Origin of the sequence: Pseudonocardia sp. EC080619-01 (assembly GCF_001420995.1) — a bacterium.
In the GTDB taxonomy this organism is placed as follows: Bacteria; Actinomycetota; Actinomycetes; order Mycobacteriales; family Pseudonocardiaceae; genus Pseudonocardia.
Genome location: NZ_CP012184.1, coordinates 1,118,882 through 1,134,524, shown reverse-complemented (window position 1 = coordinate 1,134,524; position 15,643 = coordinate 1,118,882). Strand labels below are relative to the sequence as shown.

The following is a 15,643-nucleotide window of genomic DNA, read 5'->3' as shown; positions in this document are numbered from 1 at the left end:
GCGGCGTCAGCGGCGGGAGTCGGCCCGGGTGCGGGGCCAGATCTCCTCGGTGTCGTCGGCGGGGAACTCCGCGACGAGCCCGGCGACGGTCCAGACCATGGTCGGCAGGAAGTCCGGGCCCAGCGCGTCGACGTAGAGCGAGGTCTCCCGCGCGTTGTCCGGGTCGACGAGCGGGGTCACGGTGTAGCGGGCGCGGGCCGCGAACCGGCGGCCCATGTGCTGCTCGATCCACCCCAGGGCCCGCTCGGCGCGGTCCTCGGAGTCGGCGAGGGCGGTGCGTGCGGCGTCGTACCAGTCGGCGAGCACCAGGAACGCCAGCGACCAGCCCGGCGGGGTGGCGTCGTCGGGGAGCTCCTTGTCGACGGCGGTGAGCTGCCGGACGGCGAAGCGCGCGGGATCGGGCCCGGGCGCGGCGAGGGTCTCGCGCACGGCCCCCTCGAGGACGTCGGAGACGAGGCGGTAGGCGTCCTCGACCTCGGTCTCGCGGTCCTGCTCCGTGCGTGCCATCGGTCCCGGCCTCCTCGTCGTCCCCGCGGGCGTCCGCCCTCGTGTCCGGGGCGGGAGCCTAACGCCCGGGCGGCGCGTGCCCGGACCGGCCGCCGGTCAGCGCTTGCGCTGCTGGATCCACCAGCGCACCAGCACGACGAGGGCGGAGAGCAGCGCCAGCAGCGACACGATCTGCCAGGCGAGGGGGGATCCGATACCGGTCGTCGCGAGGACCTCGTCGGCGACGTCGACGGGCGCGGACGCCAGCAGTTCGGACATATTGCCCATCGTACCGCCGACCGGACGACCGTGGGTGCGGACCGCACGGAACGGTGACGGCGTCTACCCTCACGGCCGTGCGACTGAGCCACTTCCGCGAGCTGATGGAGGGCGAGTTCGGGCCGGTGCGGGCGGCGTCGCTGTCCCGGGACCACGTCTTCGCCGAGCTGGACGGCCAGACCGTCGAGCAGGCGATCGAGTCCGGCTTCGAGCTGCGCCGGATCTGGCGTGCCGTGTGCCAGGCCTACGAGGTGCCGGCCACCCGCCGCTGACGGGCGGCACCACCGCCACGACGCGTGACCGTTCGGCTCCCCGGAGCGTCCGGTCGGCGTGTCGGGTATCCGATCGAACGCGTGTTCGCCTATCGTTCGGGCCGGGATACGACGCTGCACGACCCGAGAAGTTGTCCACAGGTGCCGATCCGGCCACCGGAACTGTCGGGGGTACCCCATACCGTTGCGGTGTGCCTCCCCGAAAGACAGCAGCAGACCCCGATCGCCGACCAGCGAGGAGTCAAGAGATGTCCGCTCCGGACCGCGGCAAGGCGCTGGAACTCGCCCTCGCCCAGATCGAGAAGAACCACGGCAAGGGTTCGGTGATGCGTCTGGGCGACCAGACCCGCGTCCCGATCAGTGCCATCTCCACCGGATCCATCGCGCTCGACGTCGCACTCGGCGTCGGCGGGATCCCCCGCGGCCGTGTCGTCGAGATCTACGGCCCGGAGTCCAGCGGTAAGACCACGGTCGCGCTGCACGCGGTGGCCAGCGCGCAGGCCGCCGGTGGCGTGGCCGCGTTCGTCGACGCCGAGCACGCGCTCGACCCGGAGTACGCCAAGGCGCTCGGTGTCGACACCGACGAGCTGCTGGTCTCCCAACCGGACACCGGTGAGCAGGCGCTGGAGATCGCGGACATGCTGATCCGCTCCGGCGCGCTCGACGTCATCGTCATCGACTCGGTCGCCGCGCTCGTGCCGCGCGCCGAGATCGAGGGCGAGATGGGCGACAGCCACGTCGGCCTGCAGGCGCGGCTGATGAGCCAGGCGCTGCGGAAGATCACCGGTGCGCTGAGCACGTCCGGTACCACCGCGATCTTCATCAACCAGCTGCGCGAGAAGATCGGCGTGATGTTCGGGTCCCCGGAGACCACGACCGGTGGTAAGGCGCTGAAGTTCTACGCGTCGGTCCGGATGGACATCCGGCGCATCGAGACCCTGAAGGACGGCACCGACATGGTCGGCAGCCGGACCCGGGTCAAGGTCGTGAAGAACAAGGTGGCCCCGCCGTTCAAGCAGGCCGAGTTCGACGTGCTCTACGGCGTCGGGATCAGCAAGGAGGGTTCGCTGATCGACGTGGGTGTCGAGCAGGGGATCATCCGGAAGTCCGGTGCCTGGTACACCTACGAGGGCGACCAGATGGGGCAGGGCAAGGAGAACGCCCGGAAGTTCCTCAAGGAGAACCCGGACGTCGCTGCCGAGGTCGAGAAGCGGATCAAGGAGAAGCTCGGGATCGGCGCCGTCGTCGACGCCGAGGAGGCCGCTCCGGTCGAGGCGCTGCCCGCCCCGGTCGACTTCTGAGCGTGCCCGGGGAGCAGGAGGCGTCGTCCGTCTCGCTGGACGACCTGTTCGGTGGGTCGGGGAGCCGCGCGGACGACTCCTCCGGCGAGGTGCACGACGGGTTCCCGGAGGGTGACACCGACGGAGCCGAGGCCACCGGTGCCGGGGCCGCGGCCGAGCCGGTCAGCGGTGACGTCGACCAGGCTGCTGCTGACGGGGGAGACGAGGCCCCGCCCGCTCCCCGGCGTCTCGCGTTCGAGGAGCTGAGTGCCGGTGGGGAGGCAGACGCCGGTGCCCCGCTCCCCCTGACGGTCGGCGAGCTCACCGAGGACCGTGAGCCGCCGCCCGAGGACGACGGCCCGCGGGTCGTGTCGTTCGACGGCCTGTCCGGCTCCCGCGGGGCGCGCCCCGGGGGGAGCGACCGCCGGACCGGCCCGTCGGACCGGGACGGGCGCCGCGGGGCCGATCGCCGTGGCTCCGGCGGTCGACCGGAGGGAAACCGTCCGGATGGCGACCGACCGGGCGGCTCCGACGACGTGGCCGGCCCGAGTGAGGAACGGGACGAGCCGGGGGACGACACCGCCGGGACCGGGCGCGCGGCGCGCGGCCGGGGCGGCCGAGGTGCTCGTGGCGCCCGGACCGGTCGTGGCGGCCGGGGACGCGGATCGACGCCCCCGCCCGACGAGACCCCCGCCGAGCAGGAGACGCGGGCCAAGGGCATCTGCCTGCGCCTGCTGACCGACCGGGCGCGCACCGTCAAGGAGCTCGGCGACGCCCTGAGCCGCAAGGAGATCCCGGACGACGTCGCGCGTCGCGTCCTCGAGCGGTTCGACGAGGTCGGCCTGATCGACGACAAGGCGTTCGCCGACCAGTGGGTCCGCTCCCGGCACCGCCACCGCGGCCTCGGGAAGCGGGCCATCGCGCTCGAACTGCACCGCAAGGGCGTCGACCGCGAGACGGCCGACGAGGCGCTCACCGAGATCGACGAGGACTCCGAGCGCGAACGTGCCCGTGAGCTGGTCACCCGGCGCCTCCGGGGGCTGCCCGTCGGCTCCCGGGAGGAGCAGCAGTCGACCGCGCGCAAGCTCGTCGGGATGCTCGCCCGCAAGGGCTACGGCCCCGGTGTCGCCTACGGCGTCGTCAAGGAGGAGATCGCCGCCGCGGGCGCCGACACCGACGAGCTCGGCGAGCCACCGGAGGACTGACCGGCTCGGGCCGGTTCAGCCCAGGAGCTCCCGCCCGCTGCGGTGCCGGTGCAGCACCTGCACGTCGTTCGTCCCCTCCCGCAGCGACGCCGACGTGTCGGACATGTGCTCCAGCAGGGTGTCCGCGAACGCGATGACCGCCGGCGTCGGTGCGATGTCCGCACGACGGGCCAGCGCGACGGTCCGGTGCAGTGCCGGGGTGAGCACCGTGCGCCGCAGCCGGGGCCGTCCGATGAACACCAGGTCGGGCACCACCGCGACGCCCGTCCCGGCCTCCACCATCCGCAGTACCGCGTCCATCTGGCCGCCCTCGACCGCGATCCGGGGCGTCACCCCGGCGACCGCGTACGCCCGCAGCGTGACCTCACGCAGGTCGTAGCCCTTCCGCACCATGACCAGGTCGTGCTTGGCGAGCTCCGGAACCGCGATCGACCCGCGCGAGGTCAGGGGCCGCCGTGCCCGCGGCGACGCGACCGACAGCCGCTCCCGGAGCAGGGGAGCCGAGTGCAGGGCGGGGTCGACGCCGTCCGGCGGGACGATCACCAGCGCGACGTCGAGCTCGTTGCGCACCAGCGCCGTCTCCAGCGGCTGCGACCCGTCCTCGGCCAGTTCGACGGCGATCTCCGGGTGCCGGGCGTGGAACACCCGCAGCACGTCCGACAGCACGCCGATGCACAGCGACGGCGTCGCCCCGACCCGCACCCGGCCGCTGCGCAGACCCACCATCTCCGCGACCGTCGAGCGGACCATGTCGGAGTCTGCGAGCATCCGCTGGGCCAGTGGCAGTACGGCCTCGCCGGCCGGTGTCAGCGTCACGACCGACCCGCGGTTGATCAGCGGGGCACCCAGCTCGCTCTCCAAGGCGCGCAGGGACTTGCTGAGCGTCGGCTGCGCCACACCCACCAGGTCGGCCGCACGAGTGAAGCTGCGCACGTTCGCCACGGCGACGAAGTACATGAGCTGCTGAAGTGTCACGTGCATAGCCTACGGCTATGACAGTTGACCGCTCGATGCATTGGACGGTCCCACTCGTTGGTATGTCCACTGGTCTCCGTGGTCACCATGTCCGAGAAGTCCCGGGCGGGCGGTGCAGCCAAGACTGCAGCCAAGCCCCGGCGTCCGCGCACGCCGAGCGCGTTCCTGAAACTCGTGATGGCGGTGAGCGGCGTCTTCCTGCTGCTCTACGTCGTCCTGCACATGATCGGCAACCTGAAGATCTTCTTCGGGCCGGAGTCGATCGATCACTACGCGGCCTGGCTGCGCACGATCCTCGAGCCCGCGCTGCCCTACGGCGGCATGCTCTGGATCGTCCGCGTGGTCCTGCTGGTGTCGGTGATCGCGCACATCTGGTCGGCCACCGTGCTGGCCCTGCGCGCGAAGCGGGCCCGCCCGATCAAGTACGCGGGTGGTTCCTACAAGGTCAAGGGCAGCTACGCGGCCCGCACCATGCGCTGGGGCGGGGTCATCATCGTGCTGTTCGTGATCTACCACCTGCTCGACCTCACGGCGGGCACGCTCAACCCGAACGGCGTGCACCTGCAGGCGTACGACAACCTCGCGGCCGACTTCACCCTCCACCGCTGGTACGTGACGCTGTTCTACGTGCTGTCCGTCGTCGCGCTGGGCTTCCACGTCCAGCACGGCATCTTCTCCGGCATCCAGACCCTCGGGTGGTCCAGCAACAGCCGTGAGCGCACCATCAAGACGGTGGCCACGGTGTTCGCCGTCGTGCTCACCCTGGGGTTCGTCTCGGTGCCCCTCGCCGTCACGTTCGGAGTGGTCTGATCCATGACTGACGCCAACACCCACCACGTGTCCTACAGCGACTACACGACCGGCGAGCCGGTCGTCGACAAGGCCGTCCCGTCGGGTCCGATCGAGACCCGCTGGGAGCGCCGCCGGTTCGGCGTGAAGCTGGTCAACCCGGCCAACAAGCGCTCGAAGAAGATCATCGTCGTCGGTTCGGGGCTGGCCGGCGGTGCCGCCGCGGCCACCCTCGGCGAGGCCGGCTACCAGGTCAAGAACTTCTGCTACCAGGACAGCCCGCGGCGTGCGCACTCGATCGCCGCGCAGGGCGGCATCAACGCGGCGAAGAACTACCGCAACGACGGCGACAGCGTCTACCGGCTGTTCTACGACACCGTGAAGGGCGGCGACTTCCGCGCCCGCGAGTCGAACGTCCACCGGCTCGCCGAGATCAGCCGTCAGATCATCGACCAGTGCGTCGCGCAGGGCGTCCCCTTCGCCCGCGACTACGGCGGTCTGCTCGACACCCGCTCGTTCGGCGGCGTGCAGGTCTCCCGGACCTTCTACGCCCGCGGCCAGACGGGCCAGCAGCTGCTGCTCGGTGCCTACCAGGCGCTGGAGCGTCAGGTGCAGGCCGGGACGGTCGAGATGTTCACCCGGCACGAGATGCTCGAGCTGATCGTGGTCGAGGGCCGGGCCCGCGGCATCGTCGCCCGTGACATGGTCACCGGCGAGATCGAGGTGCACACCGCGGACGCGGTCGTCCTCTGCACCGGCGGCTACGGCAACGTCTTCTACCTGTCGACGAACGCCAAGGGCTGCAACGTGACCGCCTCCTGGCGGGCACACCGCAAGGGCGCGCTGTTCGCGAACCCGTGCTTCACCCAGATCCACCCGACCTGCATCCCGGTCTCGGGTGACCACCAGTCGAAGCTGACCCTGATGTCGGAGTCGCTGCGCAACGACGGCCGGGTCTGGGTCCCGAAGAAGCTCGGCGACGAGCGCGGGCCGAACGAGATCCCGCACGAGGAGCGCGACTACTTCCTCGAGCGCAAGTACCCGGCGTTCGGCAACCTGGTGCCCCGCGACATCGCGTCCCGGGCCGCCAAGGAGGTCTGCGACGAGAAGCGTGGCGTCGGCCCGGGCGGGCTCGGCGTCTACCTGGACTTCGACGACGCCATCCAGCGGCTCGGCCGCAAGGCCGTCGAGGCCAAGTACGGCAACCTCTTCGAGATGTACGAGCGGATCACGGGGGAGAACCCGTACGAGGTCCCGATGCGGATCTACCCCGCCGTGCACTACACGATGGGCGGCCTCTGGGTCGACTACGACCTGCAGTCGACCGTCCCGGGCCTCTACATCGGCGGCGAGGCGAACTTCTCCGACCACGGCGCGAACCGCCTCGGGGCCTCGGCGCTGATGCAGGGCCTGGCCGACGGCTACTTCGTCCTGCCGGTGACCATCGGTGACTACATCGCCACGCACAACCTCGACGACGTCCCGGAGGACGCACCCGAGGTCGTCGAGGCCGTGAAGTCGGTGACCGACCGGATCGACCAGTTCCTGTCGATCAACGGCACCCGCACGGTGGACTCGTTCCACCGCGAGCTGGGCCAGATCATGTGGGACTACTGCGGCATGGAGCGGACCGAGGACGGCCTGCGCAAGGCGCTGGACCGCATCCCCGAGCTGCGCCGCGAGTTCTGGAGCAACGTCAAGGTGCCGGGTACCGGCGCGGAGCTGAACCAGAGCCTCGAGAAGGCCGGCCGGGTGGCCGACTTCCTCGAGCTCGGCGAGCTCATGTGCCTGGACGCGCTCGTGCGTCGCGAGTCCTGCGGCGGTCACTTCCGTGGGGAGAGCCAGACCGAGGACGGCGAGGCGAAGCGCGACGACGAGAACTTCTCCTTCACCTCGGCCTGGGAGTACACCGGCCGCGGGCAGGCTCCGGTCCTGCGCAAGGAAGAGCTCGTCTTCGAGTACGTGCACCCGACCCAGCGCAGCTACAAGTAAGGCGAGCAGACGTGAAACTGACTCTGAAGGTGTGGCGTCAGCGCGACGCGGTCGACAAGGGTCGCCTGGCCACCTACGACGTCGAGGCCGACGAGGACATGTCGTTCCTCGAGATGCTGGACGTGCTCAACGAGAGGCTCATCCTCTCCGGCGACGAGCCGGTCGCGTTCGACCACGACTGCCGTGAGGGCATCTGCGGTGCCTGCAGCATGGTCATCGACGGCCAGCCGCACGGCCCGCAGCGGGCGACGACCACCTGCCAGCTGCACATGCGGCACTACTCCGACGGCGACACCATCGTCATCGAGCCGTTCCGGTCGTGGTCGTTCCCGGTGATCAAGGACCTGGTCGTCGACCGGGGCTCCTTCGACAAGATCATCCAGGCGGGCGGCTACGTCTCGGCGAACACCGGCTCGGCCCCGGAGGCCAACGCCAACGCCGTGCCGAAGGCGCAGGCCGACCGCTCGTTCGCCGCGGCGAACTGCATCGGCTGCGGTGCCTGCGTCGCGGCCTGCCCGAACGGGTCGGCGTCGCTGTTCCTGGGGGCGAAGCTGACCCACCTCGGGGAGCTGCCGCAGGGCCAGCCCGAGCGGTGGGAGCGCGTCGTCAACATGGTGGAGACCCACGAGGACGCCGGCTTCGGTGGCTGCACCAACACCGGCGCCTGCGCCACGGCCTGCCCGAAGGAGATCCCGCTCGACGTGATCTCCCAGCTGAACCGCGACTACCTCGCGGCCACGGTGGGCGGCAGGAAGAAGTGAGCCGGGGCGGCCTCGTGCCGCACCGGGGACCGACGGCCCGGTCCACCTCCGCACGCGGGGGTGGGCCGGGCCGTCGGCGTGCCGGGTGGGGCCGCACGACGGCGCCGGCGGCCGTCACGCTCCGCGGATCGGCTCTCGACGGCGCGTGACCTGTGAGTCACGTCTCGATCCACGTCACATTCCGGATGCCGACGTAGATCACATGTGATCCGGGTCGTACGCTCTGGCGACCGTCGTGCTCCTCGTGCGACGGACGAGGATCGACAGGACACGGCGTCGTGTCAGGTGTGTCGGGCCGGGACCCCCCCGGGGCGACGGGGCCGCCGACGTCGTCGAGACGACAGGAGCTCCCGCGCGTGTCATCCACCACTGACACCAGCGGCCGGACCGGCTCGGGCCGGGCGACGATCGCCGCACGCACGCTGCGCACCGACAGATGGTGGCTACCACCGCTCGCGACGTTCGTCGCGTTCGTGGCCTGGGTGGCCTACGCGACGGTCCGCGCGTTCATGCAGGACTACTACTACGTCGCCGAGTACGGCTACCTGACGCCGTTCTACTCGCCGTGCGTCTCGGTCGGCTGTGTCGAGGGCGCCGCGCACTTCGGCAGGTTCCTGCCGGACGTGTGGTGGCTGCCGTACGCGGCGATCTCGCTGCCGTTCCTGCTGTTGTTCCGGCTGACCTGCTACTACTACCGGAAGGCCTACTACCGGGCGTTCTGGCTGTCCCCGCCGGCCTGTGCGGTCGCGGAGCCGCACCAGCGCTACACGGGTGAGACGCGGTTCCCGCTGATCCTGCAGAACGCGCACCGCTACTTCTTCTACATCGCCGGGCTCATCACGCTCGTCAACGCCTACGACGCGGTGGTCTCCTTCGCCAAGCCCGGCGGCGGGTTCGGCCTGGGACTGGGCAACATCATCCTGGTCGTGAACGTCGTGCTGCTGTTCGGCTACACGCTGTCGTGCCACTCGTGCCGCAGCGCGGTCGGCGGCCGGCTCAACCACTTCTCGAAGCACCCGGTCCGCTACAAGCTGTGGACCCAGGTCTCGAAGCTCAACACCCATCACATGGGATACGCCTGGGCGACGCTGGTCAGCCTCGCCCTGACCGACTTCTACGTCATGGCCGTCGCCGCCGGCTGGATCTCCGACCTGCGGATCGTGGGGTGACCTGAGATGTCCGAAGAGATCGAGCGTCACGAGTACGACGTCGTCGTCATCGGGGCCGGTGGTGCCGGCCTGCGGGCGGCGATCGAGGCGCGGCTGCAGGGCAAGCGGACCGCGATCATCTCCAAGTCGCTGTTCGGCAAGGCGCACACCGTGATGGCCGAGGGCGGCTGCGCGGCGTCGATGGGCAACGCCAACCCGAACGACAACTGGCAGGTCCACTTCCGCGACACCATGCGCGGCGGGAAGTTCCTCAACAACTGGCGGATGGCGGAGCTGCACGCCAAGGAGGCCCCGGACCGGGTCTGGGAGCTCGAGACCTACGGCGCGCTGTTCGACCGCACGAAGGACGGCAAGATCAGCCAGCGGAACTTCGGCGGGCACACCTACCCGCGGCTGGCGCACGTCGGGGACCGCACCGGGCTCGAGCTGATCCGCACCCTGCAGCAGAAGGTCGTCTCGCTGCAGCAGGAGGACTTCGCCGAGACCGGCGACTACGAGGCCCGGATCCGGGTCTTCCACGAGTGCACCATCACCGAGCTGTTCACCACCGACGGCGCGATCTCCGGGTGCTTCGGCTACTTCCGCGACGACGGCCGGTTCGTCCGGTTCGACGCGCCGGCGATCGTGCTGGCGACCGGTGGCGTCGGGAAGAGCTACTCGGTCACGTCGAACTCGTGGGAGTACACCGGCGACGGCCACGCCCTGGCCCTGCGGGCCGGCGCCTCGCTGATCAACATGGAGTTCCTGCAGTTCCACCCCACCGGGATGGTGTGGCCGCCGTCGGTGCGGGGCCTGCTGGTCACCGAGTCGGTCCGCGGCGACGGCGGCGTGCTGCGCAACACCGACGGCGAGCGGTTCATGTTCTCCTACGTCCCGGACGTGTTCAAGGAGCAGTACGCGACCTCCGAGGAGGAGGGCGACCGCTGGTACACCGACCCGGACAACAACCGGCGCCCGCCGGAACTGCTGCCCCGGGACGAGGTCGCCCGGGCGATCAACTCCGAGGTGAAGGCCGGCCGCGGGACCGACCACGGCGGCGTGTTCCTCGACGTCTCCACCCGGCTGAAGCCCGAGGAGATCCTCAAGCGGCTGCCGTCGATGCACCACCAGTTCAAGGAGCTGGCCGACGTCGACATCACGAAGGAGCCGATGGAGGTCGGCCCGACCTGCCACTACGTGATGGGTGGCGTCGAGGTCGAGCCGGACACCGCGATGTCGCGGGTGCCGGGACTGTTCGCGGCCGGTGAGGTCGCCGGCGGGATGCACGGCTCCAACCGGCTCGGCGGGAACTCGCTGTCGGACCTGCTGGTGTTCGGCCGCCGCGCCGGGCTCCACGCCGCACAGCACGCCGACCGCGGCCGGCCCGTCGTCGCGGAGGCCGACGTCGACCGGGCCCTGGACCGCGCGCTGCTGCCGTTCTCCACGGCGACCGAGGGTGGGGAGAACCCGTTCGTCGTGCAGCAGGAGCTGCAGAAGACGATGCACGAGCTCGTCGGGATCATCCGCAAGGGCGACGAGATGGAGATGGCCCTCAAGAAGCTCGAGGACATCGCGACCCGGACCCGGACGGTCTCGGTCGAGGGGCACCGGCAGTTCAACCCGGGCTGGCACCTGGCGCTCGACCTGCGGAACATGCTGCTGGTCTCGCTGTGCGTCGGGAAGGCGGCCCTGGAACGCCAGGAGTCCCGCGGTGGGCACACCCGCGACGACCACCCGGTCATGGACTCGGACTGGCGGCACCTGCTGCTGGTCTGCTCCGCGCTGGGCGAGGACAACGTCGAGCTGACCCGGCAGGAGCAGATCGCGATGCGGTCCGACCTGTTCGACCTGTTCGAGATGGACGAGCTGAAGAAGTACTACACCGGTGACGAGCTGGGCGGTCACCGTGCGGAGGGATCCCAGTGACCAGTACCGAGAAGGGCACCCACCTGCAGCACTTCCGCGTCTGGCGGGGTGACGACACCAAGGGCGAGCTCGTCGACTACCCGGTCGAGGTGAACGAGGGCGAGGTCGTCCTCGACGTCATCCACCGCCTGCAGGCGACCGAGGCAGGAGATCTCGCCGTCCGCTGGAACTGCAAGGCCGGGAAGTGCGGCTCCTGCTCGGCCGAGATCAACGGCCGGCCGCGGCTGTTGTGCATGACGCGGATGAACACGTTCGACGAGAACGAGGTCGTCACGGTCACGCCGCTGCGGACCTTCCCGGTGATCCGGGACCTGGTGACCGACGTGTCGTTCAACTACACGAAGGCCCGCGAGATCCCGTCGTTCGTGCCACCGGAGGGCGTCGAGCCGGGCGAGTACCGGATGCAGCAGGTCGACGTCGAGCGGAGCCAGGAGTTCCGCAAGTGCATCGAGTGCTACCTGTGCCAGAACACCTGCCACGTGGTCCGCGACCACGAGGAGAACAAGGAGGCGTTCGCCGGGCCGCGGTACCTGATGCGCACCGCCGAGCTCGACATGCACCCGCTCGACGCACACGGCAACCGCGCGGTCGAGGCGCAGGAGGAGCACGGCCTGGGGTTCTGCAACATCACCAAGTGCTGCACCGAGGTCTGCCCCGAGCACATCAAGATCACCGACAACGCGCTGATCCCGATGAAGGAACGGGCGGTCGACCGGAAGTACGACCCGCTGGTCTGGCTGGGGAGCAAGATCTTCCGACGGCCGGGGTCCTGAGAGCTGCCCCGCGGCGCGGCGGGCCGTCGGCCCGTCCGCGTCGGCGCCGCCGTCCGTGTCCCCGTCCGTGTCGCCGCCCGTGTCACCGCCCGCCGGGCGGTGCCGCGGACCAGGGGGTCCGCTGAGATCGCTGCCTGGGGCAGCGAGTTCACCGGACACACACCCGGGGCGGCAGTGGTCGGGACGGCGCGGGCGAGACCGGTCGGCGGTCACCCGAGCGGCTCGCCCCCCGTCGTCCCGGGGCAGCCGCCACCGCCCGGCGCCGTCGTCGCGGCAGGGCGGCCCGGCGGAGCTCCGGACTCAGCGACCCATCGAGCGGCGGATCTCCTCCAGCCGGTCGGCGGCCTTGCGCTCCCGGTCGGCGAAGGCGTCCTCCGCCTCCCGGGCGCGGGTGTCCCCGCCGGCGAGCTCCTCCGCGGCGGCGGCCGTCGCGGCGCGCCCCTCGATCCGGTCGCGCACGAACTCGAAGGTCGGGGCACCGGACTCCGTGTAGTCGCCGACCGGGCCGGCGGGCTCGACGGGGCCGCCGGGCACGTCCGGGTCCGGCACGGCGGGCGGGTTCGGCGTGGGCTCGCTCATCGGCACTCCTGACGGACGGGCCACCGAGCGTACCGGCGGCCCGGCGGCCGCGGCACCGACGAGAAGCAGCACCGACGAGAAGCAGCACCGACGAGAAGCAGCACCGACGAGAAGCAGCACCGATGAGTTCCGGCGCCGGCGCCGGTCGTAGGACCATGACGACGTTCGCGCTGGTGCCCGGGGCCGGGACCGACACCTGGTACTGGGGCCCGCTGATGTGGGAGCTGACCGGCCGGGGACACCGCGCCGTCCCGGTCGACCTGCCCTGCGACGACGACGGCGCCCGCCTGGAGGACTACGCCGACGCCGTCGTCGAGGCGGTGAAGGCCGGGGGTGACGGGGAGCCGGACGACCTGGTCGTCGTCGCGCACTCCTTCGGCGGGTTCACCGCGCCGCTGGTGTGCGACCGCCTCGCCGTGCGCGAGCTCGTGCTGGTGACGGCGATGGTCCCGGCACCCGGCGAGCCCGCGTCCGGCTGGGGTGCCGCCACCGGGGCCGCCGCCGCGCTGGCGGACCAGGACGCGCGGGACGGCCGGGACCCCGACGACGTCGTCGCCCTGTTCTTCCACGACGTCCCCGACGAGGTCGCCGCCGAGGCGCTGCGCCACGACCGCGACCAGTCGTCGACGGCGTGGGAGCAGCCGTGGCCGCGGGACGGCTGGCCGGACGTCCCGACCCGGTTCCTGCTGTGCCGCGACGACAAGCTGTTCCCGTCGGCGTTCATGCGGACCGTGGTGGCCCGCAGGCTGCGCGGTGTCGTCCCCGAGGCGGTCCCGGGCGCGCACCATCCGATGCTCTCGCACCCCGCGCAGCTGGCCGGGACGCTGCTGGGGCGATGATGCCCGGGTGGCGCGCACGCGGATCCGGGAGCTGGTCGTGGTGCACGACGCGCGCTGCGCCACGTGCTCGCGGATCGCGCAGGAGCTGCCGGGCTGCGTGACCGTCCGGGTGCGCGCACGGTCCTGCCGGGAGCCGCGGCTCGCCGAGATCTACCCGAATCTGCCCGCCGACGTCGCCGGGTGCTGGGTGCCTGCCGTCGGTGTCGTGCGGACCGACGGGCAGGTCCGCTGGTGGCCGGGCATGCGCGGGGTGCTCGGTATCGCGCCGGTCCTGCGGCCCGGGTCGCTGCCGGTCGCGGTGCGGCTCCTGCGCGAGGCGGTCGCGGCCCGCCGCTGACGGGGGCGTGTCCCGGGCCGCCGCCGAGCAACTAGCGTGGGTGCCGTGACGATCTCGGGCTACGGGTCCTGGCCGACACCGGTGACGTCGGAACTGGTGGTGACGGCCGCGGTGCGGCTCGGCGACGTCCGCCCGGACGGCGCCCCCGGTGCGGAGGGCACCGGCGTGATCTGGGCCGAGGGCCGCGCGACCGAGGGCGGGCGCATCCAGCTCGTCCGCCGCACCGACGACGGCACCCGCACCGACCTGCTGCCCGACGGCGCGAACGCGCGCACCGCGGTCCACGAGTACGGCGGCGGCGCCTGGTGGCTGCACGCGGGCAGCCCCGGCGTCGTCTGGTACGTCGAGTGGGCCGACCAGCGGCTGTACCGGCTCGACCGCGGCGCCGCACCGGTGGCGCTGACCCCGGAGCCGGACGTCCCGCGCGGTGACCGCTACGCCGACGGCGACGTCGCGCCCGACGGGTCCTGGCTGGTCGCGGTGCGCGAGCACCACCCGTCCGCGGGCTGCCCCGCCACCGACGTCGTCAACGAGATCGTCCGGCTCGACGCGCGCGAACCGTCCGCGCCGGAGGTCGTCGTGACCGGCCCGGACTTCGTCGCCGCGCCGCGGATCTCCCCGGACGGCGCGACCCTGGCCTGGCTGTCCTGGGACCACCCGTCGATGCCGTGGGACGACGTCGAACTCACCGTGCGGGACCTCGCGTCCGGGGTGGACGTCGTCGTCGCGGGCGGGCCCGGGGAGTCGGTCACCGAGCCGCAGTGGCAGCCCGACGGCTCGCTCACCTTCCTGTCCGACCGCACCGGCTGGTGGAACCTCTACCGCTGGATGCCCGGCGAGGACATCGAGCCGCTGGTCCGGACCGACGCGGAGATCGGGGTCCCCGGCTGGTCGCTCGGCGGCTCCCGCTACACCCTCCTCGACGACGGCCGGGTCGTGTTCGCGCGGTCGTCGCACGGGTTCGACGCGCTCGCCGTCCGCGAGCTGAACGGGCAGATCTCCGAGCTCGACACCCCGTTCTCGGCGATCGGGTCGGTGCGCGCCGACGGGCCGCACGCCGTGGTCTGCGTGGCCGGCAGCCCGACCGCGGAGCCGGGCGTGCACCGCGTCGTCCCCGCGCCGGCGAGTGCGGGGGAGCCGGGCGCGGCCGGGGTGCAGACGCTGCGGCCGCCGCGGGACCTCGGCCTGCACCCGGAGACGATCTCGGTCCCGGAGCCGATCCAGTTCCTGTCGTCCGACGCCGCGGGCAGCCCGCGCACCGGCTACGCGCTGTACTACCCGCCGCTCGGGATGGGCGACGCCCCCGAGGGCGAGCTCCCGCCGCTGCTCGTCGTCATCCACGGCGGGCCGACCGGGTCGGCGGTGCCGGTGCTCGCCGTCGGAGTGCAGTACTGGACGAGCCGCGGGTTCGGCGTCGTCGACGTCGACTACGGCGGCTCCACCGGGTACGGGCGCGCCTACCGCGAGCAGCTGAAGGGCGCGTGGGGCCTGGTCGACGTCGCCGACTGCCTCGCCGCCGCGCGGACGCTCGCCGACACCGGCCGGGTCGACCCACAGCGGATGGCCATCCGCGGCGGGTCCGCGGGCGGGTTCACCACGCTCGCCGCGCTGGCCCGGGAGGACACCCCGTTCTCCGCCGGTGCCGACCACTTCGGCGTCGCCGACCTGGCAGCGCTCGCCGCGGACACCCACAAGTTCGAGTCCCGCTACCTCGACGGTCTCGTCGGCCCCTGGCCCGGCGCCCGCGACGTCTACACCGAGCGCTCCCCGCTCACCCACGTCGACGCGTTCTCCACGCCGCTGATCGTGCTGCAGGGCGACGAGGACGCGATCGTCCCGCCGAACCAGTCCGAGATGATCGTCGACGCGCTGCGCGAGCGCGGGGTGCCGGTCGCCTACCTCCTCTTCGCCGGGGAACAGCACGGCTTCCGGAAGGCGGAGAACATCCGCCGGGCGCTCGACGCGGAGCTCGCCTTCTACGGGCGGGTGTTCGGGTTCGGCC

The 15,643-nt window shown here is 71.8% G+C and carries 15 protein-coding genes and 1 pseudogene; 12 read left to right on the top strand and 4 right to left on the bottom strand.

Annotation, left to right across the window (positions count from 1 at the left end; genetic code table 11):
* Positions 1 to 6: 6 nt before the first annotated feature.
* Both AD017_RS05230 and AD017_RS35180 read right to left on the bottom strand, forming a co-directional pair.
* Entirely contained in the window at positions 7 to 507 is a 501-nt protein-coding gene (locus AD017_RS05230) for a hypothetical protein (RefSeq protein WP_010224794.1), read from the bottom strand.
* Between the two features lie 96 nt (positions 508 to 603).
* Positions 604 to 765, bottom strand: coding sequence for a hypothetical protein (locus AD017_RS35180; protein ID WP_010224792.1), 162 nt, complete (start codon positions 763 to 765; stop codon positions 604 to 606).
* Positions 766 to 842: 77 nt separating this feature from the next.
* Here AD017_RS35180 and AD017_RS05225 point away from each other — a divergent pair, with 77 nt between their 5' ends.
* From AD017_RS05225 to AD017_RS37340, 3 genes are all read left to right on the top strand, one after another.
* Positions 843 to 1,037: a DUF3046 domain-containing protein gene (locus tag AD017_RS05225; protein WP_029239204.1), complete on the top strand. Its 195-nt coding sequence runs from the start codon at positions 843 to 845 to the stop codon at positions 1,035 to 1,037.
* A 248-nt stretch (positions 1,038 to 1,285) separates the two neighbouring features.
* Positions 1,286 to 2,338, top strand: coding sequence for a recombinase RecA (gene recA, locus AD017_RS05220; RefSeq protein ID WP_010224787.1), 1,053 nt, complete (start codon positions 1,286 to 1,288; stop codon positions 2,336 to 2,338).
* 2 nt (positions 2,339 to 2,340) lie between these two features.
* Positions 2,341 to 3,522 carry a regulatory protein RecX gene (locus tag AD017_RS37340; RefSeq protein WP_349675461.1) on the top strand — a complete coding sequence of 394 codons (1,182 nt, stop codon included), beginning with the start codon at positions 2,341 to 2,343 and terminating at the stop codon, positions 3,520 to 3,522.
* A 15-nt stretch (positions 3,523 to 3,537) separates the two neighbouring features.
* On the opposite strand, the gene AD017_RS05210 is transcribed toward AD017_RS37340, so the two are convergent.
* Complete coding sequence (locus tag AD017_RS05210; protein WP_029239203.1) at positions 3,538 to 4,497, bottom strand: LysR family transcriptional regulator; 960 nt, start codon at positions 4,495 to 4,497, stop codon at positions 3,538 to 3,540.
* 87 nt (positions 4,498 to 4,584) lie between these two features.
* Between AD017_RS05210 and AD017_RS05205 the strand changes: the two genes are divergently transcribed.
* The 6 genes from AD017_RS05205 to AD017_RS05180 all read left to right on the top strand — a co-directional run bounded on the left by AD017_RS05205 (position 4,585) and on the right by AD017_RS05180 (position 11,886).
* A complete protein-coding gene (locus AD017_RS05205; RefSeq protein ID WP_082538391.1) occupies positions 4,585 to 5,307 on the top strand; it encodes a succinate dehydrogenase cytochrome b subunit in 723 nt (240 codons plus the stop codon).
* Between the two features lie 3 nt (positions 5,308 to 5,310).
* Positions 5,311 to 7,278 carry a fumarate reductase/succinate dehydrogenase flavoprotein subunit gene (locus tag AD017_RS05200; protein ID WP_010224779.1) on the top strand — a complete coding sequence of 656 codons (1,968 nt, stop codon included), beginning with the start codon at positions 5,311 to 5,313 and terminating at the stop codon, positions 7,276 to 7,278.
* An 11-nt stretch (positions 7,279 to 7,289) separates the two neighbouring features.
* Positions 7,290 to 8,039: a succinate dehydrogenase/fumarate reductase iron-sulfur subunit gene (locus AD017_RS05195; protein WP_060573227.1), complete on the top strand. Its 750-nt coding sequence runs from the start codon at positions 7,290 to 7,292 to the stop codon at positions 8,037 to 8,039.
* A 356-nt stretch (positions 8,040 to 8,395) separates the two neighbouring features.
* On the top strand, positions 8,396 to 9,208 hold the full coding sequence (locus AD017_RS05190; RefSeq protein ID WP_060573225.1) for a hypothetical protein: 813 nt from the start codon (positions 8,396 to 8,398) through the stop codon (positions 9,206 to 9,208).
* 6 nt (positions 9,209 to 9,214) lie between these two features.
* Positions 9,215 to 11,113, top strand: coding sequence for a fumarate reductase/succinate dehydrogenase flavoprotein subunit (locus tag AD017_RS05185; protein ID WP_010224773.1), 1,899 nt, complete (start codon positions 9,215 to 9,217; stop codon positions 11,111 to 11,113).
* A complete protein-coding gene (locus AD017_RS05180) occupies positions 11,110 to 11,886 on the top strand; it encodes a succinate dehydrogenase/fumarate reductase iron-sulfur subunit (protein WP_010224771.1) in 777 nt (258 codons plus the stop codon). The genes AD017_RS05185 and AD017_RS05180 overlap by 4 nt, the downstream gene beginning before the upstream one ends.
* Before the next feature lie 300 nt (positions 11,887 to 12,186).
* On the opposite strand, the gene AD017_RS05175 is transcribed toward AD017_RS05180, so the two are convergent.
* Complete coding sequence (locus AD017_RS05175; RefSeq protein WP_227012662.1) at positions 12,187 to 12,465, bottom strand: hypothetical protein; 279 nt, start codon at positions 12,463 to 12,465, stop codon at positions 12,187 to 12,189.
* A 122-nt stretch (positions 12,466 to 12,587) separates the two neighbouring features.
* On the opposite strand from AD017_RS05175, the gene AD017_RS05170 reads away from it, so the two are divergent.
* The 3 genes and pseudogenes from AD017_RS05170 to AD017_RS37335 form a co-directional block, all read left to right on the top strand.
* A complete protein-coding gene (locus tag AD017_RS05170; RefSeq protein ID WP_349675460.1) occupies positions 12,588 to 13,304 on the top strand; it encodes an alpha/beta hydrolase in 717 nt (238 codons plus the stop codon).
* 7 nt (positions 13,305 to 13,311) lie between these two features.
* Positions 13,312 to 13,641, top strand: coding sequence for a hypothetical protein (locus tag AD017_RS05165; RefSeq protein ID WP_060573221.1), 330 nt, complete (start codon positions 13,312 to 13,314; stop codon positions 13,639 to 13,641).
* 663 nt (positions 13,642 to 14,304) lie between these two features.
* Positions 14,305 to 15,576 (top strand): annotated as a pseudogene (locus AD017_RS37335) (prolyl oligopeptidase family serine peptidase); the annotation flags it as partial.
* Positions 15,577 to 15,643 lie beyond the last annotated feature (67 nt).

Coding starts and splice junctions, on each gene's coding strand:
- AD017_RS05175 (WP_227012662.1), bottom strand. CDS start 12,465: ATGAGCGAGCCCACGCCGAACCCGCCCGCCGTGCCGGACCCGGACGTG.
- AD017_RS05185 (WP_010224773.1), top strand. CDS start 9,215: ATGTCCGAAGAGATCGAGCGTCACGAGTACGACGTCGTCGTCATCGGG.
- AD017_RS35180 (WP_010224792.1), bottom strand. CDS start 765: ATGTCCGAACTGCTGGCGTCCGCGCCCGTCGACGTCGCCGACGAGGTC.
- AD017_RS05170 (WP_349675460.1), top strand. CDS start 12,588: ATGAGTTCCGGCGCCGGCGCCGGTCGTAGGACCATGACGACGTTCGCG.
- AD017_RS05230 (WP_010224794.1), bottom strand. CDS start 507: ATGGCACGCACGGAGCAGGACCGCGAGACCGAGGTCGAGGACGCCTAC.
- AD017_RS05200 (WP_010224779.1), top strand. CDS start 5,311: ATGACTGACGCCAACACCCACCACGTGTCCTACAGCGACTACACGACC.
- recA (WP_010224787.1), top strand. CDS start 1,286: ATGTCCGCTCCGGACCGCGGCAAGGCGCTGGAACTCGCCCTCGCCCAG.
- AD017_RS05205 (WP_082538391.1), top strand. CDS start 4,585: ATGTCCGAGAAGTCCCGGGCGGGCGGTGCAGCCAAGACTGCAGCCAAG.